This window comes from Ruegeria sp. AM7 (assembly GCF_056535965.1).
On sequence record NZ_JBQFJE010000003.1, the window covers coordinates 3,445,587 to 3,467,727 of the forward strand.

Consider the following 22,141-nt stretch of genomic DNA (forward strand, 5'->3'; position numbering starts at 1 on the left):
CGGTTTATCGTTGCGCTTAGGCGCCAGCAGAGCGCACAGGGCAGATTAGCGGGCGGCATGTCAAACAAGGATACCATGGCAAACCGGTGGACGCGGTTTCAAAACCGCCTCTACGCGCGGCTCAGTCAGCGGCGCAAACCCGTCAGTGGTTTTGTGGGCGAGCCCGAACCCCGGACGATTGGCGCGTTTGCCCGGGGTCGACAGCTGGTCGCCGGAAACCTTCTGTTTGCAGGTTTTCTGGTCGAGGCGCAGGATACCGAGCTATGGGATGTCACTGCCCCAAGTACCGGTTTCGACAATGAACGGCACGGGTTTGCATGGCTTGATGATCTGGCGGCTGTTGGCGACATGCGTGCGCGCGAGAAGGCGCAGCGCTGGGTCTGGGGTTGGATTGCGGCACATGGGCGCGGTCATGGTCCCGGCTGGGCGCCTGATCTGACCGGGCGTCGTGTGATGCGCTGGGTCAACCACTCTGCCTTTCTGTTACGTGGTACGGATGAAAAACAGCGCCAGCAGTTTTTTCGGGCTTTGTCGCAGCAGACTTGGTTTCTGTCCAAGCGCTGGAAAGCCGCCACGCCGGGATTGCCGCGGTTCGAAGCTTTGGCGGGTTTGGTTCAGGCCGGTCTGGCGCTGGATGGTCTTGAACATATGGCAGACCCGGCCCTGCGCGCTTTGGCGCGGGAATGTGACAGTCAGATTGACCCCAAGGGTGGTTTGCTGACCCGCAATCCAGAAGAATTGCTTGAGGTTTTCACGTTGCTGGCTTGGACATCCGCAGCACTCAGCGAGCTGGGCAGGGGGACGCCCGGCGCACAGGCGGGAGCGATCAAGCGGATGGCCCCCACACTGCGCTGCCTGCGGCACTCGGACGGGGGACTTGCGCGGTTTCATGGGGGTGGGCGCGGGCTGGAAGGACGTCTGGATCAGGCTCTGGCACAAAGTGGCGTGCGGCCACATCACGCCACTGGCCTGTCGATGGGCTACGCGCGCCTTTATGCGGCGCGAACCAGTGTAATCGTAGATGCCAGCGCGCCGCCCAAGGGGCCAGCGTCGTATAACGCGCATGCCTCAACCTTGGCTTTCGAACTGACCTCGGGCCGACGCCCCCTGATCGTGAATTGCGGATCAGGGGAAACCTTCGGCGCGGAATGGCGCCGGGCAGGACGGGCAACCCCGTCGCATTCAACGTTGTGCCTTGATGGCTATTCCAGCGCCCGCCTGACCAGCCCTGACCACCGAGGAGCCGAAGCCCTGGTCGATGCACCGACTGATGTTCCGAACGAATTCGAAGAATCCTTTGAAGGTGCGAAGTTCATGGCCGGGCATGATGGCTATTCGAAAGTGTTCGGCCTCACCCACGCCCGTACGTTCGAACTGCGCTTTGACGGGCGCGAACTGGTTTGCGAGGATATTCTGCTGACGTCGGATGACCGGGCAAAACGGCAATTCGACAAGGCGATGAACGCCTCGAGCCTGCAGGGCATCGGATTCGATATCAGATTCCACCTGCATCCCGACGTTGATGCGGCGCTGGATTTGGGCGGTGCGGCGGTGTCGATGGCGCTCAAAAGCGGTGAGATCTGGGTGTTTCGTCATGATGGGTTGGCAAAACTGGATGTCGAACCAAGCGTTTATCTTGAAAAAGGGCGTCTAAAGCCGCGCGCGACAAAACAGATCGTTCTATCTGGCCGCGCAATGGAGTATGCGACGCGCATTCGGTGGACGTTGAGCAAGGCACAGGATACAGCCTATGCCGTGCGCGATGTGCACCGGGACGAGCCCGATTTCGACTGACGCCAAAAGGACCTTTGGACCCATGACCGACCTTCACCCCGTGCGCCGCGCGCTGCTTTCCGTATCCGATAAGACCGGATTGATCGATCTGGGCAAGGCGCTGGCCGAGCGCGGAGTTGAGTTGTTGTCAACCGGCGGCACCGCAAAGGCGCTGCGCGAGGCGGGGCTGGACGTGAAAGACGTCAGCGAGATCACCGGTTTTCCCGAAATGATGGACGGCCGGGTCAAGACCCTGCACCCGATGGTGCATGGCGGGCTGCTGGCGCTGCGTGATAACGACACCCATGTGGCCGCGATGACCGAGCACGGGATTAGCGCGATCGACCTGCTGGTGGTGAACCTCTACCCGTTCGAGGCGACCGTGGCGAAGGGGGCTGGATATGACGAATGTGTCGAGAATATCGACATTGGCGGCCCTGCGATGATCCGCGCGGCAGCAAAGAACCATGCCTTTGTGAATGTGGTCGTGGATGTCGAGGATTACACCAAACTGCTGGGCGACATGGATCAGCACAATGGGTCGACCTGCCCGAAATTCCGCCGCAAACTGGCGCAAAAAGCCTATGCCCGCACCGCCGCTTATGACACGGCTGTGTCGAACTGGCTGGCCGACGCGCTGGAGCTTGATGCCCCCAAACGCCGCGCCTTTGCGGGTGAGCTGAAACAGACCCTGCGCTATGGCGAGAACAGCCACCAAAAGGCGGCTTTCTACACCGACGGCACCAACCGGCCCGGCGTTGCCACGGCGGTGCAGCATCAGGGCAAGGAACTCAGCTACAACAACATCAACGACACCGATGCAGCCTTTGAACTGGCGGCTGAATTCGACCCGGCGAAAGGTGCGGCCTGTGCCATCATCAAACACGCTAACCCCTGCGGTGTGGCGACAGGTGCCACGCTGATCGACGCATATAAGGCGGCGTTCGACTGCGACCGCACCTCGGCCTTTGGTGGGATCGTGGCGCTGAACCAGCCGTTGGATGCGGAAACCGCGCAGGAAATCACCGGGATTTTCACTGAGGTCGTGATTGCTCCGGGTGCGTCGGATGAGGCCAAGGCGATTTTCGCCGCCAAGAAGAACCTGCGCCTGCTGACGACCGAAGGGCTGCCGGATGTGACCGCAGGTGGCAAGACCGTCCGTCAAGTGGCCGGTGGCCTGCTTGTGCAGGACAAGGACAATGGCTTTGTCGGCATGGATGACCTGAAGGTTGTCACCAAGAAAGCGCCAACTGATGAACAAATGCGCGATTTGCTGTTTGCTTGGAAAGTGGCGAAACACGTCAAATCCAACGCCATCGTCTACGTCAAGGATGGCGCGACTGTGGGGGTAGGTGCCGGGCAGATGAGCCGCGTGGACTCGGCGCTGATCGCCGCCAAGAAAGCCGAACGTATGGCCGATGTGCTGGGGCTGCCGCAACCGCTGACCATCGGCTCGGCTGTGGCCTCGGACGCGTTCTTCCCCTTCCCCGACGGTCTGATGGAGGCCGCTGAGGCCGGCGCCACCTGTGTGATCCAGCCGGGTGGCTCCATGCGAGACGACGAAGTGATCGCAGCGGCGGACGAGGCCGGTCTGGCCATGGTCTTCACCGGTATGCGGCACTTCCGTCACTGATGCGGTACCGCCTTCTGCTTTGGGCTGCGCTTGCGGCGTTTGCGATCGACCAGATCAGCAAATATCTGGTCGTCCACGTCATGCGCGTGGCTGAGGGCGATATCGACGTACTGCCGCCCTTACTGGTGTTCAAATACGGCGAGAATCGGGGCATCAATTTCGGCCTGTTTCAGGGCAACAGCGACGCGGCACGCTGGGTGCTGATCGGCGTGTCCGTTGCGATCTCGGTTGCTGTGTTGATCTGGCTGATGCGCTCTGCACCATCAAAGCTGATGCTGTTCTGCGGCGGTTTGCTGATCGGCGGAGCGCTGGGCAATGTTGTTGACCGTGTGCTTTATGGCTTTGTTCTCGATTTCCTGAACATGTCATGTTGCGGTATCAACAACCCATTTGTTTTCAACCTTGCCGACGTGTTCATTTTTGCGGGGGCCTTAGGGCTGGTGCTGTTCGACAGCAAAAAGCCCTCGTGACGCGCTCGTCGATATGCGTTAAAACGCCCGAAACAGGCTGGAGACTCTGATGCGGTTGCCGCGTTCCATATTTGCTGTGACATTGGCTTTTGCGGTTGCGGGATGTTCCGATATCGGCCTGCGCCACCTTGAAGCGCCGGGGCCAGGGCCGGACGAGTTTTCCGTGCTGCCGGTGAAACCTCTGACGCAGCCTGAAGATTATCAGTTTCTGCCTGCTCCAACCCCGGGCGGTGGTAACCTGACCGACCCAACGCCAACAGCCGATGCGGTTGCGGCGCTTGGTGGCAATCCGGCAGCTCTGAATCCGAATACGGCGATTCCATCGACGGATGCCGCGTTGGTGACAGCCTCAAGCCGCTACGGTGTCCCGTCCAATACCCGTCAGGTGGTTGATACTGAGGATGCCGAGTTCCGTAGGAAGCAAGGCCGACTGACCCGTTTGCGTTTGTTCAAGATCGACCGCTATGAGCAGGTCTACCGGAAAGAGGCGCTGAACGCGGAACAACAGAACCAGGCGGCCCGTCGTGTAGGTATCGAAACGCCTTCGGCCCCTCCTTTGGATGAATAATCCTTAACTTTTCGTCATCGGCCTTGAACCTGCGCCGCACCACCGTAGTTTGAACCACAGCAAATTATACGGAGGATGCCCCATGGTTCGGGCCTTGGCATTGTCGGCTGCCCTGATCGCCGCCACCTCGGTCTTCGCCGAGGATGGGCAGGAGGCGGTCACTACCTTCACGCTTGATAACGGCATGGATGTCGTGGTGGTTGAAGATCACCGCGCCCCTGTGGTGCAGCATATGGTCTGGTATCGAGCAGGGTCTGCGGATGAGCCGATCGGGTCGTCCGGTGTGGCGCATTTTCTGGAACATCTGTTGTTCAAGGGCACGGATACTTTGGCTCCGGGTGAGTTCTCGGCCACGGTTGCAGCCAATGGCGGTAATGACAACGCTTTCACCTCCTACGACTATACAGCGTATTTCCAACGCGTGGCCTCGGACCGGCTAGAGCTTATGATGCGGATGGAATCCGACAGGATGCGCAATATTCGCCTGAGTGAGGAAGATATCCTAACCGAACGCGACGTGATCCTTGAAGAGCGTAATCAGCGCACAGAAAACAACCCGCGCGCCCTGTTTGGCGAACAGATGAGCGCGGCGCAGTACCTCAACCATCGCTATGGTGCGCCGATCATCGGCTGGCGGCATGAGATGGAGACACTGGACATGCAGGATGCGCTATCCTTCTACCAGACCCACTACGCCCCCAATAACGCCATTCTGGTCGTTACAGGCGACGTTGATCCCGATGACGTAAGAACCTTGGCCGAGAAATACTACGGCGTCATTCCTGCCAACCCGGATCTGCCCGAACGCATCAGGTCGCAAGAACCGCCTCAAACCGCAGCGCGGAGGCTGACCTATAAGGACCCGCGCGTCTCGCAACCTTATGTTCAGCGCAGCTATCTGGCGCAAGAGCGCGACGCGGGCGCGCAGGAAAAGGCCGCGGCGTTGTTCCTGCTGGCTGAGCTTTTGGGCGGGGGCAATACGTCATACCTGTCCGAAAAACTGCAGTTCGACCAGCAAAAGGCCGTCTTCAGCGGTGCGTTTTATCGCGGGATGTCGCTGGATAATACAACCTTTGATCTTCTGGTCGTCCCGGCGCAGGGCGTGTCCTTGCAAGAAGCCGAAGATGCGATGGATCAGGCTGTCGCTGACTTTATTGCCGAAGGTGTCAACGAGGACGACCTGGATCGTATCAAGATGCAGTTGCGGGCATCGCAGACCTATGCGCGTGACAACGTGGACGGAATCGGCAACCGCTATGGCCGTGCTTTGACCACCGGTTTGACAGTCGAAGACGTGCAGGCCTGGCCCGATATTCTTCAGGCCGTTACCGGCGATGAGATCATCGCGGCCGCACGCGAAGTCTTTCAACTCGAAACATCAGTCACCGGGTGGCTGATGCGCGACGATGAGGTGACACAATGAAACGGATCTTTGCCACTCTGATCGCTTTCATTATCGCTTTGCCCGCCTGGGCCGAGATCGAAATTCAGGAAGTCACGTCGCCCGGGGGTATTGCCGCGTGGCTGGTCGAGGATCATTCGATTCCCTTCACCGCGATCGAGTTGCGGTTTCGCGGCGGCACTTCACTGGATGATCCGGACAAACGCGGCGCAGTATACCTAATGGCGGGCCTGATCGAAGAAGGCGCGGGGGATATGGACTCGCGCACCTATGCCCGCGAGTTGGAGTCTCTGGCCGCCTCATTCCGCTACAATGCAACTGACGATCAGGTATCGGTGTCGGCGCAGTTTCTGACCGAAAACCGCGATGAGGTCGTCGATCTGCTGCGCGTTACTTTGCATGAGCCGCGCTTTGATCAGGACGCTGTGGACCGCGTGCGGGCGCAGGTTCTGTCTGGACTGCGCTCGGATCAAACCGATCCCAACGACATTGCCGGTCGCAACTTTGCCCGCATGGCCTATGGTGACCATCCCTATGGGTCCGAGGGCAAAGGGACCATCGACAGCGTCACCGCCCTGACGCGGGACGATATTGTATCGGCCTACGAAAACGTGTTCGCCAAGGACCGCATGTATGTTGGCGCAGTTGGGGACATCACGGCCGAGGAACTGGGTGTATTGCTGGACAAGCTGCTGGCCGACCTGCCCGCAAGCGGCAAACAGATACCGGGCCGAGCCCAGGTGACTATTCCCGGTGGTGTAAGCGTGGTCGAATTCGACACTCCGCAATCGGTGGCATTGTTTGGCCATGAGGGGATCGACCGTGATGATCCCGACTTTTTTGCGGCCTTTGTGCTGAACCACATTCTGGGCGGGGGTGGTTTTGAAAGCCGCCTGATGCATGAGGTGCGTGAAAAACGGGGCCTTACCTATGGTGTCAGCACCTATCTGGTGCCCAAGGATCTGGCCTCGGTTTATCTGGGATCCGTATCTTCGGCCAATGATCGTATTGCCGAGGCCGTCAAAGTCATTCGTGACGAATGGGCCCGCGCGGCAGACGAAGGCGTGACGCAGACGGAATTGGATGATGCAAAGACCTATCTGACCGGTGCCTACCCGTTGCGCTTTGACGGAAACAGCCAGATCGCGTCGATCATGGTCGGGATGCAGATGGAAGACCTGCCGATCGACTATATCGCGACACGCAACGATCAGGTGAACGCCGTTACGTTGGAGGATGTGAACCGCGTTGCATCCGAGCTGTTGGATCCAGAAGGGTTGCATTTCACCATTGTCGGCAAACCCGAAGATCTGGACGGTTGATCCGGTTAGGCAGCGGCGGGTCTTTTCTGGGCCAATAACGTATACTTGTTGCTGCTTAGCAGCTTTTGCCGCGCATGTCTGAAATGCGCGGCCTTTAGCGCATCATCAATATGTCTGTTTCGTTTGAGCAAGCGCGTCAGCTTGATGTTGTCGAAGACCAGGCATCTGGTCGGTTCGGTTGCGATGACGGTGGCCGTTGCGGGAAGGCCAAGGCCGAAGGTCAGCTCTCCGAGTATTTCATCCAACCCGCAGCAGTTGATCACCTGACCGTCTTTCAGGATCGTGGTTCGACCGGTCAATACAAATCCCAGAAAATCGGTGGTCTTGCCTTCTTCGATCAGGATATCCCCGGTTGGGAACTCTTTCACGGTGGCCGTGTTCAGCAATCTGCGGGCTTGATGGGGTTTTAACGATTCCAAATGTAGTGCGATGAATTGGCGCTCGTCTCCCGAGAAGCGCACCAAGTGCCGGGACAGGTAGCCGCGCAACAAACCAAGGACCGAGATCAGAATATACGCCATCTGGATGATCGAACCCGCCAGATTGAATTCTTCTAACATGCTGATCAGGACGCAACTGGCGGCGACAATGACCAAGACGGGGTAAAGGATTCCTGTTCCCCTGATGACACCCATCTGCAGCATAAAGTAGTTTAGAATATACAGTCCGGCACCGCAGACGCCAACCAACGTGACAAGCTGCAAAGAGGTTGAGAAATCAATCGGTAAACTCAGCATGAAAAAAGGCCCATTCTGGATTAGAATGGACCTTACGTTGGGTCAGGTAAGCAGCTTTGTCTGTGACCCCATTCACAAAATGTCTGCACATGAGCGGGCTTTCGCCTGCGTCCTATGTTGCCCTACTCACCGTAGGGCACCCAGATGTTCTTGACCTCGGTCGCGGCCCGCAAAAAGCGGCGGGTGTGGTCGGTGCTCCAATCGGTTGCCGCGCCGTTATTAACCCATGTGCGTTTCAGGTTCCCAGCAGATACAACCTCAAGATCTTTGGACAGGTCAGTGGACGAGAACGACCAGACCGCATCCACGTTCATGTGGGAGGCCAGCGGTTTCGCCAGTTCCGCGTGACTGCCGGTCAGAATGTTGACAACCCCTGCGGGCACGTCCGAGGTTTCAAGGATCTGATAGAAATCCGTTGCAGCCAGTGGATAGGGTTCGGAGGCCGCCAGCACCACCCGGTTGCCCATCGCAATTGCGGGGGCCAGTACCGAGATCAGGCCCAGCAGCGGGGCTTCATCCGCGCAGAGTGCGCCGATCACACCGACGGGTTCCTTCATCGCAAGGGCAACGCCCCGGATCGGGACGCCATGGACCTGACCGTCATATTTGTCGGCCCAGGCAGCGGCGGTGAACAGGCGCTGGATCGAGGCCTCAACCTCAGCCGCGCCGGTTTTGCCGCCGGTCATGGCGTCGATCCGGGTGGCGAACTCATCCGCGCGGGCCGAGAGGTTTTCGCCGATGTAATAGAGGATCTGCGCCCGCAGATGGCCGGTGGTCCTGGACCAACCTTTGGCGCTTGCTGCGGCCTCAACCGCGTTGCGCACGTCTTTGCGGTTGGCCAGCCCCACATGGCCCAGCAGGCCGGATTTACCCCAGACGGGTTTCGAATAGCCGCCGTCGGGCCGCGCCTGCTTTCCACCCACATACATCTTGGCGGTGCGATCAATAGGATCGACCGGTGCGCCTTGGCCCATTGCAGCCTCGACCTTTGCCAGCGGTTTGGTCTTGCCTTTGGGTTTGGTATAGGCAGCCAGCCCTTCCCAGCCGCCCTCACGGCCAAAGCCGCTTTCGCGTACTCCGCCGAACCCGGCGGCGGCGTCGAACAGGTTGGTGGCATTCACCCAGACCACGCCCGCAACCAGCTTGGGTGCGATATCCAGCGCGAGGTTCACATTCTCGGTCCAGACCGTCGCGGCCAGCCCATAGCGGGTGTTGTTGGCCAGTTCGACCGCCTCAGTAGGCGTGCGGAAGGTCGAGGAGACCAGAACCGGGCCGAATATCTCTTCTTGCATCAGCGGATCGGATGTCTCCAGACCCGAGATCAGCGTGGGCGGATAATAGCAGCCGTTCTCGGGCAGCGCGCAGGCCGCCTGATAAACCTCACCTGCAGTGTTGCTGTCGACCATGGCTTTGATCGTCTGCAACTGGATCGGGTCCACCACCGCACCCACGTCGATGCATTTGTCCAGCGGGTCGCCGATACGCAGGCCATCCATCCGCGCGCGCAGTTTGGCGTGGAACCGGTCGGCAATGCCTTCCTGCACCAACAGGCGCGAGCCCGCGCAGCAGACCTGCCCCTGATTGAACCAGATCGCATCGACTAGCCCTTCGATGGCGCTGTCGAGATCGGCATCGTCGAACACGATATAGGCGGATTTACCGCCCAGCTCCAACGTCAGTTCCTTGCGGGATCCAGCGGTCGTCTCGCGGATGCGTCGCCCCACGGCGGTTGAGCCGGTGAAGGCAATCTTTTCCACGTCGGCGTTGACGATCATCTCACCCACCGCGCCGTCGCCGGTGACGATATTGACCACGCCCTTGGGCAGCCCGGCTTGGCCGCAGATGTCAGCAAACAGCAGCGCCGTCAGCGAGGTATATTCAGCGGGTTTCAGAACCACCGTATTCCCCATCGCCAGCGCGGGCGCGATTTTCCACGCCAGCATCAGCAGGGGGAAGTTCCACGGGATGATCTGCCCGCAAACACCCAAAGCCTGCGCGTCGGGCAACTCGCTTTCCATCAGCTGCGCCATGCCAGCGTGGTAATAGAAATGCCGCTGGGCCAGAGGGATGTCGATGTCGCGCGATTCACGGATCGGTTTGCCGTTGTCGAGGCTTTCTAGCACCGCAAACAAACGCGCATGTTTCTGAAGCAGGCGCGCAATGGCATAGAGATACCGCGCCCGGCCCGCGCCGCCCAGCTTCTCCCACTTGGGCTGCGCCTTGCGGGCGGCGTCCACGGCGGCGTCCACGTCGCCTTGTTTGGCTTGGGTCAGCTTGGCCAGCACTTCTCCGGTCGCCGGGTTGCGGCTTTCAAACCCTTTACCGGGTTTGGTGAAGGCCCCGTCGATATAGTGGCCGAACTTGTCACCCTGATCGACCAGCCAAGCCAGCGCCTCGGCTGCGCTTTCGGGGGCTGGGCCGTAATCCATGGTTTCGAAAATCTCTTTGACTGTCATTGTTCTTGTCCTTCTCCCGGGACTTCGCCCGTTCGGCACTGAAATCGCTCTGCCCGAGCGATTTCCGGGCGTGCCTCACCCCATAGAATGCCGATAGCCAGCCGAGTACGCCCCGGTGACATAATGTTCCAACTGCCGCTCAATATCGCCCAGCAGCGAGGACGCCCCAAAGCGGAACAGGTCCGGTTGCAGCCAGCGATCGCCCAGCTCATCCTTGATCAGCGACAGATAAACCAGTGCGTCCTTGGCCTTGGAAATCCCGCCCGCAGGCTTGTAGCCCACCCGATACCCAGTGCGGTCATAGTAGTCCCGGATCGCGCGGATCATCACCAGCGACACGGGCAGGGTGGCGTTAACGCTTTCCTTGCCGGTCGAGGTCTTGATGAAGTCCGCCCCTGCCATCATGCACACGACCGACGCACGCGCTACATTGCGCAGGCTGCCCAGCTCTCCGGTCGCCAGGATGGCCTTCACATGGGCATCCCCACAGGCAGCGCGGAAGGCCTTCATCTCGTCATACAACGCCTGCCAGTCACCCGACAGCACGTGGCGGCGCGAGATCACGATGTCGATCTCTTCGGCCCCGGCCTTCACGCTTTCTTCAATCTCGGCTACGCGCAGATGGAAAGGCGACAAACCCGCAGGGAACCCGGTCGAGACAGCAGCCACCGGAATGCCAGTGCCTTTTAGCGCTGCAACAGCGGGTTCGATCATGTCGTGATAGACACAGATCGCGCCAGTGGTGATCGGCGGCATATCCATCGCTTGCAGCAATGCGGGCGAAACAGGTTGGCGCGCCTTGGCGCACAAGCGGCGCACGCGGCCCACTGTGTCATCGCCCGACAACGTGGTCAGGTCGATCATTGTGATCGCCTTCAGCAGCCATGCGGCCTGATAGTCTTTCTTTACCGAACGACGACCGGGCAGGGTGGCGGCACGGCGTTCAATGGCCGAGGTGTTGGCCTGAACGGCGCGCACCCAGTCCAGATCCAGATCCATGCCCGGATTGCGGGGTTCGGTCACTTGCGGCAGATGCGCGGTGCGCACGGGGCTCTGCGTTTCCATCATCGCGTCCTTTGGGAGATTTGAGCCAAAATCGCATGGGTTGCGTCTAAAGAAAAGGGCAAGCGGGTGCGTTTCAGCTATTTTTTTGACCAAATGGACAAATATGGTTGTCTTTTTTGCGAATAATTCGCAATAGCATTGACTAAGTTGCGAATGGTTCGCATATTAACAGTCATGGGGATATCAGATCGGGGTCTGACATGATTCGTCGTAGCTTTCTTGCAGCGCTGGCTTTTGCCGTCGCTCTGCCTATCTCGGCGCTGGCCGAAGCGCCGCTCAAAGTGGTGGCGACAACCGGTATGATTGCCGACGCCGTGCGCCAGGTCGGTGGCGATCAGGTCGAGGTCAAGGGCCTGATGGGCCCCGGCGTCGATCCGCACGCCTATCGCCAGACCCGCAGCGACATCGTCGCCGTGACCCGCGCGGACCTGACCCTGTGGCACGGCCTGTATCTTGAGGCGCAGATGGAGGATTTCTTCCACGACCTGTCTCGCAAGCGCAACGTGATAGCCGTGGCCGAAGGGATCGACACGTCCAAGCTGCGCGCCCATGACGATTACGCCGACAAATACGACCCGCATGTGTGGATGAGCCCGGCCCTGTGGCGCGACGTGGTGGTTCAGGTGCAAAATGCGCTGACCGACACCCGCCCCGAAGCGGCCGAGATTTTCGCCGCCAATGCGCAGGCCCATCTGGCCGAAATCGACCAGTTGGAAGCCTATGGGAAACAGATGCTGGCCGCCGTCCCAAAGGACAATCGCATTCTGGTGACGGCCCACGACGCATTTGGCTATTTCGGTGCGGAATACGGCTATGAGGTGATGGGTATTCAGGGCATCTCGACCCAGTCCGAGGCCGGTCTGAACCGGATCGGCGAGCTGGTCGATACGCTGGTTGATCAGCAATTGACAGCGGTGTTCGTGGAAAGCTCGGTCTCTGACCGGTCCATGCGCGCGCTGATCGAGGGTGCTGCGGCCAAAGGCCATAAGATCGGTGTCGGCGGAGAGTTGTATTCCGATGCTATGGGCGAGCCGGGCACTTATGAGGGCACCTATATCGGGATGCTGGATCACAATATTACCGTTATTGCCGGTGCGCTGGGTGCGGATGTGCCTGCGCGCGGCATGAACGGCAAACTGTCTGCGGGGTTTTGAACGATGCTGGAACTGGCCGCACATCAGGGCGTATCCGTTCAGGACAACGGGATTGAACGCAGCCCGCTGGCCATCCGTGGACTGACTGTGTCCTATGGTCAGAAACCCGCTGTTTTCTCGGTCGATATGACGGTGCAGCCCGGCGCGATGACGGCCATTATCGGGCCAAACGGCGCGGGCAAGTCGACTCTGTTGAAGGCCGCGCTGGGGATTGTGTCGCCGCTGTCGGGTCAGGTAACGGTCAACGGTCAGCCGCTTGAATCTCAGCGTGCCCGCATCGCCTATGTCCCGCAGCGCGCCAGTGTGGATTGGGATTTCCCGACCCGCGTGATCGACGTCGTCCTGATGGGCCTGTCGCGTCAGTTGGGTCTATTGGGTCGTGTACGTGCCCGACATATGGCTTGTGCGATGGATTGCTTGAACCGTGTTGGTATGCGTGATTTCGCAGACCGTCAGATCGGTCAGCTTTCGGGCGGCCAGCAACAACGGGTGTTTCTGGCCCGCGCCTTGGCGCAGGGGGCTGATCTGTATCTGCTGGACGAACCCTTTGCCGGGGTCGATGCGGCCACCGAAAAGGCCATCATCGCGGTGCTGAAAGCGCTGAAAGAGGCCGGGAAGACCGTGGTTGTCGTGCATCACGATCTGGCCACCGTCACCGATTATTTTGATCATGTCTTCCTGATCAACACCAGCAAAGTGGCCGAGGGCCCGGTGGATCAGGCCTTCACAGCCGAGACCCTGCAAGCCGCCTATGGGGGCCGTCTGGCCACCGCTCAGATCGACCAGATTTCGCGCGCGTTGGGGTAATCCATGCTTTGGGACGCTCTGACCCTGCAGCTGGGCTATAACGCTTCGCTGGTCGCCATCGGGGCTGCGCTGCTGGGCGTGTCGGCAGGTGTAACGGGCACGTTCCTGTTTCTGCGCAAACGCGCGCTGGTCAGCGACGCGATCAGCCATGCCACGCTGCCCGGTGTGTGTCTGGCCTTCATGGTGCTGGTTGCCTTTGGCGGCGACGGGCGTAATCTGCTGGGACTGCTGGCTGGTTCGGCCCTGTCGGCTTGGGTCGGCTTGCTATGCATGAACTGGCTGACCCGCCACACGCGACTGGCCGAGGATGCCGCGATTGGTGCGGTTCTGTCGGTGTTCTTTGGGTTTGGCATCGTGCTGCTGACCGTCATTCAGACCATGGGCGTGGGCCGTCAGGCGGGGCTTGAAGGGTTCCTGCTGGGCTCGACCGCCGGGATGCTGTGGGCCGATGCGCTGGTCATCGCGCTGGGCGGGGCGGCCACGCTGGTGCTGGTAATGATCCTGCGCCGGCCCATGACTATGGTGGCCTTTGATCCCGAATATGCCGCCGCCCGGGGGCTGCCGGTGCATCGCATCGACCTTGCGATGATGGGGCTGGTGATGGCCGTCACCGTGGTCGGCCTGAAAATCGTCGGACTGATCCTGATCGTGGCATTGTTGATCATCCCTGCCGTCACGGCACGGTTCTGGACCGATCGGTCCGACCGCGTGGTGCTGCTTGCCGGGATTGCCGGAGGGGTCTCGGGCTATGTCGGCGCGGCGCTGTCGGCCTCGGCCCCGAACCTGCCGACGGGTCCGATCATCGTGCTGGTCAGCTTTGCGCTTTTTGCACTGTCGCTGTTGCTGGCCCCGGTGCGCGGCGTTCTGGCCGCCGTGCTGCGTCATCTGCGCTTTCAGCGCCGGGTTCATATTCGTCAGGGCCTGCTGGCGTTAGCGCAAGGTCAAAAGATCTACGAACCCCTGACCCTGCGCTTGTTGAAACGCGCAGGTCTGGCCCGCGCCGATGGAGTCGCCACCGAGGCTGGAAAGGCCCGCGCGGCCAAGGCCTTGCGGGATGAGAAACGCTGGGAAATCGTCCGCGCCGATCAGGCGCATGAGGCAACAGCCGCGCTCTATGACGGGTTGCGCGATATCGAGACCGTCCTGACCCGCGACCAGATCGCCGAGATAGACCGCCAGATCGGTGGCCCACAGGGGGTTTTGGCATGAGCGGTGAAGAGTTTGTCCCCCTGTCCCTGACACCCTTGCTGATAGGCACCTTTGCGGCGATTGCCTGCGCGTTGCCGGGTAATTTTCTGGTGCTGCGTAAGCAGGCGTTGATCGGCGATGCGATCAGCCATGTGGTGCTACCGGGGATCGTCGTGGCCTTTATCCTGACCGGAGCAATATCCACATGGCCCATGATGCTGGGTGCGGCGGGGGCCGCAGTGGTCGCCGTGGTGACGATCGAAGCGATCCGTCGGCTGGGTCAGATCGAACCCGGTGCCGCGATGGGTGTGGTCTTTACCGCCATGTTTGCCGCCGGGGTGCTGTTGCTGGAGCAGACTGATACCTCGACCGTGCACTTGGACGTAGAACATGCGCTCTATGGCAATCTGGAAAGCCTGATCTGGCTGGACGCGGTGGGGTGGTCTTCGCTGCTGGATCTGACCGCGTTGGCTGGGCTGCCACCTGAGCTGCCGCGCATTGCCGCGACTTTGCTGGGTGTAACGCTATTCATCTGGTTGTTCTGGCGACCGTTGAAGATCTCCACCTTCGACGAAGGGTTCGCCCGCACCATCGGCATTCGCACTGGTTCGTTGGGCTTTGCGCTGGTGATTGTCGCCGCCATTGCAGCTGTCGCTGCCTTTGACGCGGTAGGGTCGATCATCGTGATCGCCATGTTCATCTGCCCCCCCGCCGCCGCGCGGATGATGACCAACCGGCTGGAAACCCAGATCGGCTGGAGCGTTGTCTTTGCCGTGGTATCTGCGGTTTTGGGTTATGTTCTAGCTGGGTATGGCCCGTTGTGGCTGGGCGGCGCGGATGCGGTCAGTGCGGCAGGCATGATCGCCACCGTGTCGGGCCTGATCCTAGCCTGCGCTGCGCTTTGGGGGCCATGCAAGACCCGCGCCGGAGCACCGAAAGTCTCTTGACACGGCATGTTCTTGCCACTTCTGCCCGCGTGCAGTCGGCTGAATTCTGCTCAGATTGCACGCCATCCAGAGTTAATGAGGGCCCATAGTTCATTCGTGCTAAGTGCACTTAATTACTTTCTGAATGACCACCACTCACTATCGATCGTTCGGACAATCGCGACCTTGTTTGCTGGCTGCAAAACCCGACCCCGGCGCGATTGTTCGAACGCCCCCTCTTGGAAAAATTGTGCGTTCAAACCAGTGGCAGAATCGTGTGTGCTTATGCTAGGTCTGGTGGTATGGCGCAGGCACACCCCAATATCAGCGATATCCGTCCCGTAATACGACAGTTGGACGATGCTGCGATCAACCGTATCGCGGCAGGCGAAGTGGTCGAACGTCCGGCCTCAGCGGTCAAGGAACTGGTGGAAAACGCCATTGATGCAGGGGCCAGCCGGATCGCCATCGATATTGCCGATGGGGGTAAGACGCTGATTCGCGTCACCGATGATGGTTGCGGGATCGCGGCCGATGATCTGCCACTGGCGCTGTCGCGCCATGCGACCTCGAAAATCGACGGGTCAGACCTGCTGAACATCCACACCTTTGGCTTCCGGGGCGAGGCGCTGCCCTCATTGGGCGCGGTGGGTCGGTTGACCATCACCAGTCGCGTGGCCGGGGCTGAGGCAGCGCAGATCAACGTCTCGGGCGGCAGGATGGAGGCGGTCAAGCCCGCCGCCTTGCGCGCGGGCACGGTGGTTGAGCTGCGCGATCTGTTCTTTGCCACGCCCGCAAGGCTGAAATTCATGCGTACCGACCGGGCCGAGGCGCAGGCGATCAGCGACACGGTCAAACGTCTGGCCATGGCCGAGCCCGCGATCACCTTCACCCTGCGCGATGTCTCGGGCGGGGGCGAGGGGCGCGTGACCTTCCGCGCCGACCGGGAGAATGGCGATCTGTTCGACGCGTTGCACGCCCGTCTGGCCCGCGTGATCGGGCGCGAGTTTGCCGAGAACGCCCTGCAGATCGACGCCACGCGTGAGGGGATCAGGCTGTACGGATACGCCGCCCTGCCGACCTATTCGCGCGGCGCGGCGGTGGCGCAGTACCTGTTCGTCAATGGCCGCCCGGTGCGGGACAAGATGCTGACCGGGGCGTTGCGGGCGGCGTATTTCGATTTCCTCAGCCGCGATCGCCACCCGGCAGCCGCGCTGTTCATCGACTGTGATCCGACGCTGGTCGATGTGAACGTGCATCCTGCGAAATCCGAGGTCCGGTTCCGCGATCCCGGCGTGGCGCGCGGGCTGATCGTCTCGGCCCTGCGACACGCGTTGGCCGAGGCCGGGCATCGGGCATCTTCGACCGTGGCAAACGCGACCTTGGGCGCGATGCGACCGGAACCGACACAGCCTGCGCCCGCGCGGGTCTATCAGATGGACCGGCCGTCGCTGGCAGCCCGGCAGGCATCCTACCAGGCGCAGGCGCCGGGCTTTGCGGAACTGTCGCAGGATTACAGCGGTAGCATCGTGGAGCCCGCACCCGTCGTCGCGGAAGAACCCCCGGCGCAGGATCTGCCGCTGGGCGCAGCGCGTGGGCAGGTGCATCAGAACTACATCATCGCCCAAACCGCCGACGGCATGGTGATCGTCGATCAGCACGCAGCGCATGAGCGGCTGGTCTATGAGAAACTCAAACGCCAGATGGCGGAAAACGGCGTCGCCGCGCAGGCGTTGTTGATTCCCGAGATCGTGGAACTGTCCGAAAGCGACTGCTCACGGTTGCTGGCCGTCGCTGATGACCTGACCCGCCTTGGCCTGACGCTGGAACCCTTCGGCGGCGGCGCCATCGCCGTGCGCGAAACCCCCGCTATTCTGGGTGAGGTCGACGCCCGCGCGATGATCCTGGATATCCTCGATGAAATGGCCGATCAGGGCGAAAGCCAGACGGTGCAGGCGCGGATCGAGGCGATCCTCAGCCGCGTCGCCTGTCATGGCTCGGTCCGCTCGGGTCGCCGGATGCGGGCCGAGGAAATGAACGCCCTGCTGCGCGAGATGGAGGCGACGCCCCATTCCGGCCAATGCAACCACGGGCGGCCAACTTATGTGGAATTGAAACTGGCCGATATCGAACGTCTGTTCGGGCGCAGTTGATCCCGCGCGCGCTGCGCGCTAAGAAGAATAAAGCAAGAACATTCGAGGCGACATGATCGAGATTGCAGGCACCCAATACGCGCTGAACGACCCCGCGATTCTGATCGGAGGCGGGGTTGTGACGCTGATCCTGCTGCTGCTGTTTTTGTCGCTGCGCGCGTCGCAGCAGTCCGCCCGTATGGCTGAGCCTCTGGCGCGGCAGATGGCGCATCTGGGTCAGCACGTGCAGGTTTTGGGGCAGGGGCAGGAACAACTGCGCGGCGGGTTGCAGCATGTGTCAGACACGCAGGCCAACGCGCAGGTTCAGGTGATCCAGACGGTCGAATCCCGCTTGTCCTCGGTCCAGCAGCAGATGAATGACCGGCTGGCGGATAATGCGATGAAATCGGCGCGGGCTTTGGCCGAGATGCAGGAGCGGATGAAGGAATCGCTGCATGGCTCGTCGAAACAGACCGCGACCTCGCTGACGCAGTTGCAGGAACGGCTGGCCGCCATCGACAAGGCGCAGGACAATATCACCAAACTGTCGGGCGATGTGCTGTCGCTGCAGGATATCCTGTCCAACAAGCAGACACGGGGCGCGTTTGGGGAAATTCAGCTGAACGACATCGTGTCCAAGGCGCTGCCTTCGGACAGCTTCCAGCTGCAAGCAACCCTGTCGAACGGACGGCGGGCGGATTGTTTGATCCACCTGCCGAACCCGCCGGGCCCCATCGTGATCGACAGTAAATTCCCGCTGGAGGCCTATGAGGCGCTGATCGGATCGACCAACGATGCCGAGTTGAAAGCGGCCGTGCAGATGTTCCGCAGCACAGTGCGCAAACATATCAACGACATTGCCGAGAAATACATTCTGGACGGTGAAACCGCCGATGGCGCGCTGATGTTCCTGCCGTCCGAGGCGGTCTATGCCGAGCTGCACGCCAAATTTCCCGAGCTGGTGCAGGAGAGTTTCAGTAAACGCGTCTGGATCGTCTCGCCCACCACCTGCATGGCGACGTTGAACACCATGCGCGCGATTCTTAAGGATGCGCGGATGCGCGAACAGGCGGGGGCGATCCGCAAGGAATTGGGTCTGCTGCACAAGGATGTGGAACGTCTGGGCGACCGCGTGTCCAATCTGGATCGCCACTTTGGACAGGCGGCCAAGGACATCTCGGAAATCAAGATCAGCGCCGAAAAGGCTGGCCGCCGGGCGCAGCGGCTGGACAATTTCGATTTCGAGGAACTGGCCCCAGACGATCACACCAATGTGGTGCCGCTGGGCAAGACTGAAGGCTAGCCGCTACTGGATCGACAGGTCCAGAGTGTAGCCAACCATCTTGCCGGTGTCGCGGTCATTACCCATCAGATAAACGCGGATTGTGTAAGCCCCGTTTTGGGGCAGGTCGACGCGGGCGGTGTTGCCGTCGATCGAGCCGATATAGATCGCCTCTCCGTCACTGCCCGGTGGCAGGATGTTGAAATAGATCACACCGTTGCCGTTAGTGTCGCGGACTTGCAGATCGGCGAAAATCTCTTGACCGGCCTTTGCGCCCAACTTGTAGTCGAAGTACTCGTCCCCGATGATGGTGCCGCTGACCATCGTGCCAAAGTTGCCGGGCTCGAATTTCACCTCGGCCACATTTTGGGCCAAGACCGATGTGGCGCACCCCAATACCACTGCCACACTGAACAAGTGTTTCATCATTCAAACAACCTCCATTCAATGAGGCCATCTTATCACGATGCGCGCCTGCTGTCAGATGCGTAGAAAGGGTTGGAACAGCCGCGGCATCAATTTGTTGAACTTCAGCGGTGCATCGGTCACGGCCAAACAGATGCAATCCTCGGACATGTCGGCCGTGGGCGTGTGATGCAGGTCCTCGTCCGCGATTTCCACATCGCCGCGGGCGAAATGGTCAACCTCATCCGAAAACGCCCCTTGCAAGACCATTGTCAGCTCCATCCCGTTGTGGCTGTGGTCCGGTACGGCGGCCCCAGCGGGGATAAACAACAATCGCGCTGTTGCTTCACTTGTCGTCGGCAGGATAGCCTGCTTCACACCCATGCCGATAGAGCGCCACTTGATCGACTCAACATTTCCGCCCACGTAATCCTGCAACGGAGCAGGCAGAACCGAACATCCCGGTTGGGCTGGTTTTGCAATCGGTGCACCTTGCGCAATCAACGCCATGGTTGCCGCAAGCGATCCGTCGCTCATCCGAGAGGCGTTTTCCTGATCTTCCAGAACGCAGCCACCGACGGCATCAAAGCTTTCAGCCCGTGCACGGCAGTGGTCGCACAGAGACACGTGCGTCGCGACCATGAGGTCAAACGCTTCGGGCAGAGTACCCGACGAATACGCCATCAGCAGGTCGTCCGTCAGGTGATGTTTGATCTTGTTGCTCATCTTCATCATCTCAATTCATCGCATGGCGCAAGCGGTCTAGCGCCAATCTAATTCGCGATTTGATCGTGCCCAGTGGTAATCCGGTTTGCGACGCAATTTCTCGGTGACTCAGGTCCCCGAAATAGGCCTTTTCGATCAATTCTCTTTGCGCCTCTGGCAACGCGGTCAACGCGTCGCGCAGCTGCGCGGTTTCCTGTTGCAGCGCCATGACGTCGTGCTGATCCGGCTCGGACTCGGGTCCCCATCCCAGATCTTCGGGCTCGGGTCGGCGTTGCTTGCGCAGCACGTCAATGCGCTTGTTCCGAGCGATCGTAAACACCCAAGTGGCCACGGTCGCTCGAGCGGGATCGAACAGATGCGCCTTGTGCCACAAGGTCGCCATCACCTCCTGCGCACATTCCTCAGCAAGGGCCACATCGGACCCCGACTTGATCAGGAACGCTTTGACCCGAGGCGCAAAATGCTGGAACAGCTCGGCGAAAGCCGCCTGATCCTGCGCATCGCGGATACGGGCAACATGGCTGACCCATTCCGTTCTGGTCTCGCAATTGCCGTTTGCGTGGTTCACCGGTCGTCCTTTTACTCGTTGTTTCCCGCGCGGGGGCATCACAACGGGCTTTTCAGCCACCGGTTCACCCAAGCTCGCGGTATCGATCTCGGTAAACATACTCTTTTTACGCGGGCTGTCCCAACTTGGATCACTAAGCACGAAAATTTTAATCCAAACGGGCTGTCTTGTCGTAGTATCCCTATGAATTGGCCGCAAAAAATAAGCGCTGTTTGATCAAATCGCGGGCAGAATGGAAAATGTGGAATGAACCGGATAGACCATATTGCAGGGCAAACCTATCATGGGCGTAAAGGGGCCATCGAAAACGCGTTTCGCTATTCGGTCGATTACATCCTGTTTGACCCCGAGAAAAAGGCCGCAACGCCGCGTCTGTTTTCCTTGAACGACGCAAACATTACGAACTGGAGAGATAGGGACCACGGTGGTGCGCCAGGTAAGGGGCGCGGCGCGGTTTGGTTGCGCGAACAGTTCGATGCGCTGGGCGTTGTGCAACCGGCGCACATCATGCTGCTGACGCAACCCCGTGTTCTGGGCCATGTGTTTAATCCGGTCAGCTTCTGGTTCTGTTTTGACGATTGCGACAACCTTTACTCAGTGGTGGCTGAGGTAACGAACACTTATGGCACGCGGCACAGCTACCTGTGCCACAATGCCAACTTCGCGCCCATCCAACCCACTGATCGCATCGTGGCAGACAAACTGATGCATGTATCGCCATTTCAAAAGATCGAAGGCTCTTACACGTTTCGATTTGACTGCCGCGCCGATCGGATCGGTGTTTGGATTGACTATGGGCGCAAGTCGGGGGGGCTGATTGCCACTCTTACCGGCCCAAGGGCGCCCTTGACCGATCGCGCGATCCTCTGGTCTTTGGTGCGACGTCCGTTTGGGGCGCGGCGTGCCTTCACTTTGATCGTGTGGCAAGCGCTGAAACTGAAATTAAAAAAGGCCCAGTTCCGTCCTTTCCGTACCGCACCCGTTCCGGATCATCCGATTTCTCGGATACGCAAGCCATAACCCGCCGCTGTTTGCGTAAGATCAAAGACTCAACCCTTTGAGAATGGTTCTGGTAGTAAGTAAGCCGCGAACACGAGGAGTTGGGACATGTTGGAAATCTCGGCAAGAAAAATAGCTCAGGTCGCCATGATGGGGCGTGAACTGGACCGGGCCGAGGGCGAATTGCGCGCTTTTATTGGCCGGATGAGCGAAGACGAGCAGGCCGAACTGGTTGCCGTCATGTGGATCGGACGTGAAAGCTTTTTCGCGGATGATCTGGCGGAAGCGATCGCGACCGCCAAGTCCGAGGCGTCGACTCCTTGCGCGGACTACTTGATTGGTACACCGCACCTGTCTGACCATTTAGAAAACGGTTTGGACGCCTTGGGCATTTCGGCTGAAGACGTCGAAAACGATCTGATGTAGGGTCGCGCGCTCCGTAGGCGATCCGCAGCGGGGTCGAAAGACCCGACGCACGTCCAGAAATTTGGCCTGGCCTATTCTTTTAGTGGTCGACAGTTCTTGCCG

The 22,141-nt window shown here is 60.0% G+C and carries 20 protein-coding genes; 14 read left to right on the plus strand and 6 right to left on the minus strand.

Features of this window, described 5'->3' with window-relative positions; genetic code table 11:
• Positions 1-57: 57 nt before the first annotated feature.
• The 6 genes from ACR3EG_RS21135 (at position 58) to ACR3EG_RS21160 (ending at position 7,168) form a co-directional block, all read left to right on the plus strand.
• Positions 58-1,794 (plus strand): heparinase II/III family protein, encoded by a 1,737-nt coding sequence (locus ACR3EG_RS21135; protein WP_480498306.1) that lies wholly within the window; start codon positions 58-60, stop codon positions 1,792-1,794.
• A gap of 22 nt (positions 1,795-1,816) precedes the next feature.
• Positions 1,817-3,406, plus strand: coding sequence for a bifunctional phosphoribosylaminoimidazolecarboxamide formyltransferase/IMP cyclohydrolase (gene purH / locus ACR3EG_RS21140; RefSeq protein WP_480498304.1), 1,590 nt, complete (start codon positions 1,817-1,819; stop codon positions 3,404-3,406).
• The gene (lspA, locus tag ACR3EG_RS21145; protein WP_480498302.1) at positions 3,406-3,876 is read left to right on the plus strand and encodes a signal peptidase II; all 471 of its coding nucleotides are present in this window, start codon (positions 3,406-3,408) and stop codon (positions 3,874-3,876) included. The genes purH and lspA overlap by 1 nt, the downstream gene beginning before the upstream one ends.
• A gap of 49 nt (positions 3,877-3,925) precedes the next feature.
• A complete protein-coding gene (locus ACR3EG_RS21150; RefSeq protein ID WP_480498300.1) occupies positions 3,926-4,444 on the plus strand; it encodes a DUF3035 domain-containing protein in 519 nt (172 codons plus the stop codon).
• A gap of 82 nt (positions 4,445-4,526) precedes the next feature.
• On the plus strand, positions 4,527-5,867 hold the full coding sequence (locus ACR3EG_RS21155) for a M16 family metallopeptidase (protein ID WP_480498299.1): 1,341 nt from the start codon (positions 4,527-4,529) through the stop codon (positions 5,865-5,867).
• A complete protein-coding gene (locus ACR3EG_RS21160) occupies positions 5,864-7,168 on the plus strand; it encodes a M16 family metallopeptidase (protein ID WP_480498297.1) in 1,305 nt (434 codons plus the stop codon). The genes ACR3EG_RS21155 and ACR3EG_RS21160 overlap by 4 nt, the downstream gene beginning before the upstream one ends.
• Positions 7,169-7,173: 5 nt before the next feature.
• On the opposite strand, the gene ACR3EG_RS21165 is transcribed toward ACR3EG_RS21160, so the two are convergent.
• From ACR3EG_RS21165 to deoC, 3 genes are all read right to left on the minus strand, one after another.
• The gene (locus tag ACR3EG_RS21165) at positions 7,174-7,905 is read right to left on the minus strand and encodes a Crp/Fnr family transcriptional regulator (RefSeq protein WP_480498295.1); all 732 of its coding nucleotides are present in this window, start codon (positions 7,903-7,905) and stop codon (positions 7,174-7,176) included.
• Between the two features lie 122 nt (positions 7,906-8,027).
• Positions 8,028-10,361: an aldehyde dehydrogenase family protein gene (locus ACR3EG_RS21170; RefSeq protein ID WP_480498293.1), complete on the minus strand. Its 2,334-nt coding sequence runs from the start codon at positions 10,359-10,361 to the stop codon at positions 8,028-8,030.
• A gap of 75 nt (positions 10,362-10,436) precedes the next feature.
• The gene (deoC, locus tag ACR3EG_RS21175; protein ID WP_480498291.1) at positions 10,437-11,426 is read right to left on the minus strand and encodes a deoxyribose-phosphate aldolase; all 990 of its coding nucleotides are present in this window, start codon (positions 11,424-11,426) and stop codon (positions 10,437-10,439) included.
• 200 nt (positions 11,427-11,626) lie between these two features.
• Between deoC and ACR3EG_RS21180 the strand changes: the two genes are divergently transcribed.
• The 6 genes from ACR3EG_RS21180 (at position 11,627) to ACR3EG_RS21205 (ending at position 18,936) form a co-directional block, all read left to right on the plus strand.
• Positions 11,627-12,580 (plus strand): metal ABC transporter solute-binding protein, Zn/Mn family, encoded by a 954-nt coding sequence (locus ACR3EG_RS21180; protein ID WP_480498289.1) that lies wholly within the window; start codon positions 11,627-11,629, stop codon positions 12,578-12,580.
• Between the two features lie 3 nt (positions 12,581-12,583).
• Entirely contained in the window at positions 12,584-13,387 is an 804-nt protein-coding gene (locus ACR3EG_RS21185; RefSeq protein ID WP_209195475.1) for a metal ABC transporter ATP-binding protein, read from the plus strand.
• A gap of 3 nt (positions 13,388-13,390) precedes the next feature.
• A complete protein-coding gene (locus tag ACR3EG_RS21190; RefSeq protein WP_480498286.1) occupies positions 13,391-14,596 on the plus strand; it encodes a metal ABC transporter permease in 1,206 nt (401 codons plus the stop codon).
• Positions 14,593-15,522, plus strand: a complete 930-nt coding sequence (locus ACR3EG_RS21195; protein WP_480498284.1) for a metal ABC transporter permease — start codon at positions 14,593-14,595, stop codon at positions 15,520-15,522. The genes ACR3EG_RS21190 and ACR3EG_RS21195 overlap by 4 nt, the downstream gene beginning before the upstream one ends.
• Before the next feature lie 281 nt (positions 15,523-15,803).
• Complete coding sequence (gene mutL / locus ACR3EG_RS21200) at positions 15,804-17,654, plus strand: DNA mismatch repair endonuclease MutL (RefSeq protein ID WP_480498282.1); 1,851 nt, start codon at positions 15,804-15,806, stop codon at positions 17,652-17,654.
• 52 nt (positions 17,655-17,706) lie between these two features.
• Positions 17,707-18,936, plus strand: coding sequence for a DNA recombination protein RmuC (locus ACR3EG_RS21205; RefSeq protein WP_480498280.1), 1,230 nt, complete (start codon positions 17,707-17,709; stop codon positions 18,934-18,936).
• A 3-nt stretch (positions 18,937-18,939) separates the two neighbouring features.
• Here the strand turns inward: ACR3EG_RS21205 and ACR3EG_RS21210 are convergent, their stop codons facing one another.
• Genes ACR3EG_RS21210 through ACR3EG_RS21220 form a run of 3 tightly spaced genes read right to left on the minus strand, consistent with a single transcriptional unit; the run spans position 18,940 to position 20,713 of the window.
• On the minus strand, positions 18,940-19,344 hold the full coding sequence (locus ACR3EG_RS21210) for a hypothetical protein (protein WP_480498278.1): 405 nt from the start codon (positions 19,342-19,344) through the stop codon (positions 18,940-18,942).
• Positions 19,345-19,395: 51 nt separating this feature from the next.
• Positions 19,396-20,046 (minus strand): ChrR family anti-sigma-E factor, encoded by a 651-nt coding sequence (locus tag ACR3EG_RS21215; RefSeq protein WP_480498276.1) that lies wholly within the window; start codon positions 20,044-20,046, stop codon positions 19,396-19,398.
• Between the two features lie 10 nt (positions 20,047-20,056).
• Positions 20,057-20,713 carry a sigma-70 family RNA polymerase sigma factor gene (locus ACR3EG_RS21220; protein ID WP_209195469.1) on the minus strand — a complete coding sequence of 219 codons (657 nt, stop codon included), beginning with the start codon at positions 20,711-20,713 and terminating at the stop codon, positions 20,057-20,059.
• A gap of 147 nt (positions 20,714-20,860) precedes the next feature.
• On the opposite strand from ACR3EG_RS21220, the gene ACR3EG_RS21225 reads away from it, so the two are divergent.
• Both ACR3EG_RS21225 and ACR3EG_RS21230 read left to right on the plus strand, forming a co-directional pair.
• Positions 20,861-21,634: a DUF1365 domain-containing protein gene (locus ACR3EG_RS21225; RefSeq protein ID WP_480498274.1), complete on the plus strand. Its 774-nt coding sequence runs from the start codon at positions 20,861-20,863 to the stop codon at positions 21,632-21,634.
• Positions 21,635-21,721: 87 nt separating this feature from the next.
• The gene (locus tag ACR3EG_RS21230; RefSeq protein WP_170756006.1) at positions 21,722-22,039 is read left to right on the plus strand and encodes a DUF3775 domain-containing protein; all 318 of its coding nucleotides are present in this window, start codon (positions 21,722-21,724) and stop codon (positions 22,037-22,039) included.
• Positions 22,040-22,141 lie beyond the last annotated feature (102 nt).

What these genes read in the sequence shown, in the direction of transcription:
- ACR3EG_RS21135 (WP_480498306.1), top strand. Translation starts at nt 58, where the DNA reads ATGTCAAACAAGGATACCATGGCAAACCGGTGGACGCGGTTTCAAAAC.
- purH (WP_480498304.1), top strand. Translation starts at nt 1,817, where the DNA reads ATGACCGACCTTCACCCCGTGCGCCGCGCGCTGCTTTCCGTATCCGAT.
- lspA (WP_480498302.1), top strand. Translation starts at nt 3,406, where the DNA reads ATGCGGTACCGCCTTCTGCTTTGGGCTGCGCTTGCGGCGTTTGCGATC.
- ACR3EG_RS21150 (WP_480498300.1), top strand. Translation starts at nt 3,926, where the DNA reads ATGCGGTTGCCGCGTTCCATATTTGCTGTGACATTGGCTTTTGCGGTT.
- ACR3EG_RS21155 (WP_480498299.1), top strand. Translation starts at nt 4,527, where the DNA reads ATGGTTCGGGCCTTGGCATTGTCGGCTGCCCTGATCGCCGCCACCTCG.
- ACR3EG_RS21160 (WP_480498297.1), top strand. Translation starts at nt 5,864, where the DNA reads ATGAAACGGATCTTTGCCACTCTGATCGCTTTCATTATCGCTTTGCCC.
- ACR3EG_RS21165 (WP_480498295.1), bottom strand. Translation starts at nt 7,905, where the DNA reads ATGCTGAGTTTACCGATTGATTTCTCAACCTCTTTGCAGCTTGTCACG.
- ACR3EG_RS21170 (WP_480498293.1), bottom strand. Translation starts at nt 10,361, where the DNA reads ATGACAGTCAAAGAGATTTTCGAAACCATGGATTACGGCCCAGCCCCC.
- deoC (WP_480498291.1), bottom strand. Translation starts at nt 11,426, where the DNA reads ATGGAAACGCAGAGCCCCGTGCGCACCGCGCATCTGCCGCAAGTGACC.
- ACR3EG_RS21180 (WP_480498289.1), top strand. Translation starts at nt 11,627, where the DNA reads ATGATTCGTCGTAGCTTTCTTGCAGCGCTGGCTTTTGCCGTCGCTCTG.
- ACR3EG_RS21185 (WP_209195475.1), top strand. Translation starts at nt 12,584, where the DNA reads ATGCTGGAACTGGCCGCACATCAGGGCGTATCCGTTCAGGACAACGGG.
- ACR3EG_RS21190 (WP_480498286.1), top strand. Translation starts at nt 13,391, where the DNA reads ATGCTTTGGGACGCTCTGACCCTGCAGCTGGGCTATAACGCTTCGCTG.
- ACR3EG_RS21195 (WP_480498284.1), top strand. Translation starts at nt 14,593, where the DNA reads ATGAGCGGTGAAGAGTTTGTCCCCCTGTCCCTGACACCCTTGCTGATA.
- mutL (WP_480498282.1), top strand. Translation starts at nt 15,804, where the DNA reads ATGGCGCAGGCACACCCCAATATCAGCGATATCCGTCCCGTAATACGA.
- ACR3EG_RS21205 (WP_480498280.1), top strand. Translation starts at nt 17,707, where the DNA reads ATGATCGAGATTGCAGGCACCCAATACGCGCTGAACGACCCCGCGATT.
- ACR3EG_RS21210 (WP_480498278.1), bottom strand. Translation starts at nt 19,344, where the DNA reads ATGATGAAACACTTGTTCAGTGTGGCAGTGGTATTGGGGTGCGCCACA.
- ACR3EG_RS21215 (WP_480498276.1), bottom strand. Translation starts at nt 20,046, where the DNA reads ATGAGCAACAAGATCAAACATCACCTGACGGACGACCTGCTGATGGCG.
- ACR3EG_RS21220 (WP_209195469.1), bottom strand. Translation starts at nt 20,713, where the DNA reads ATGTTTACCGAGATCGATACCGCGAGCTTGGGTGAACCGGTGGCTGAA.
- ACR3EG_RS21225 (WP_480498274.1), top strand. Translation starts at nt 20,861, where the DNA reads ATGAACCGGATAGACCATATTGCAGGGCAAACCTATCATGGGCGTAAA.
- ACR3EG_RS21230 (WP_170756006.1), top strand. Translation starts at nt 21,722, where the DNA reads ATGTTGGAAATCTCGGCAAGAAAAATAGCTCAGGTCGCCATGATGGGG.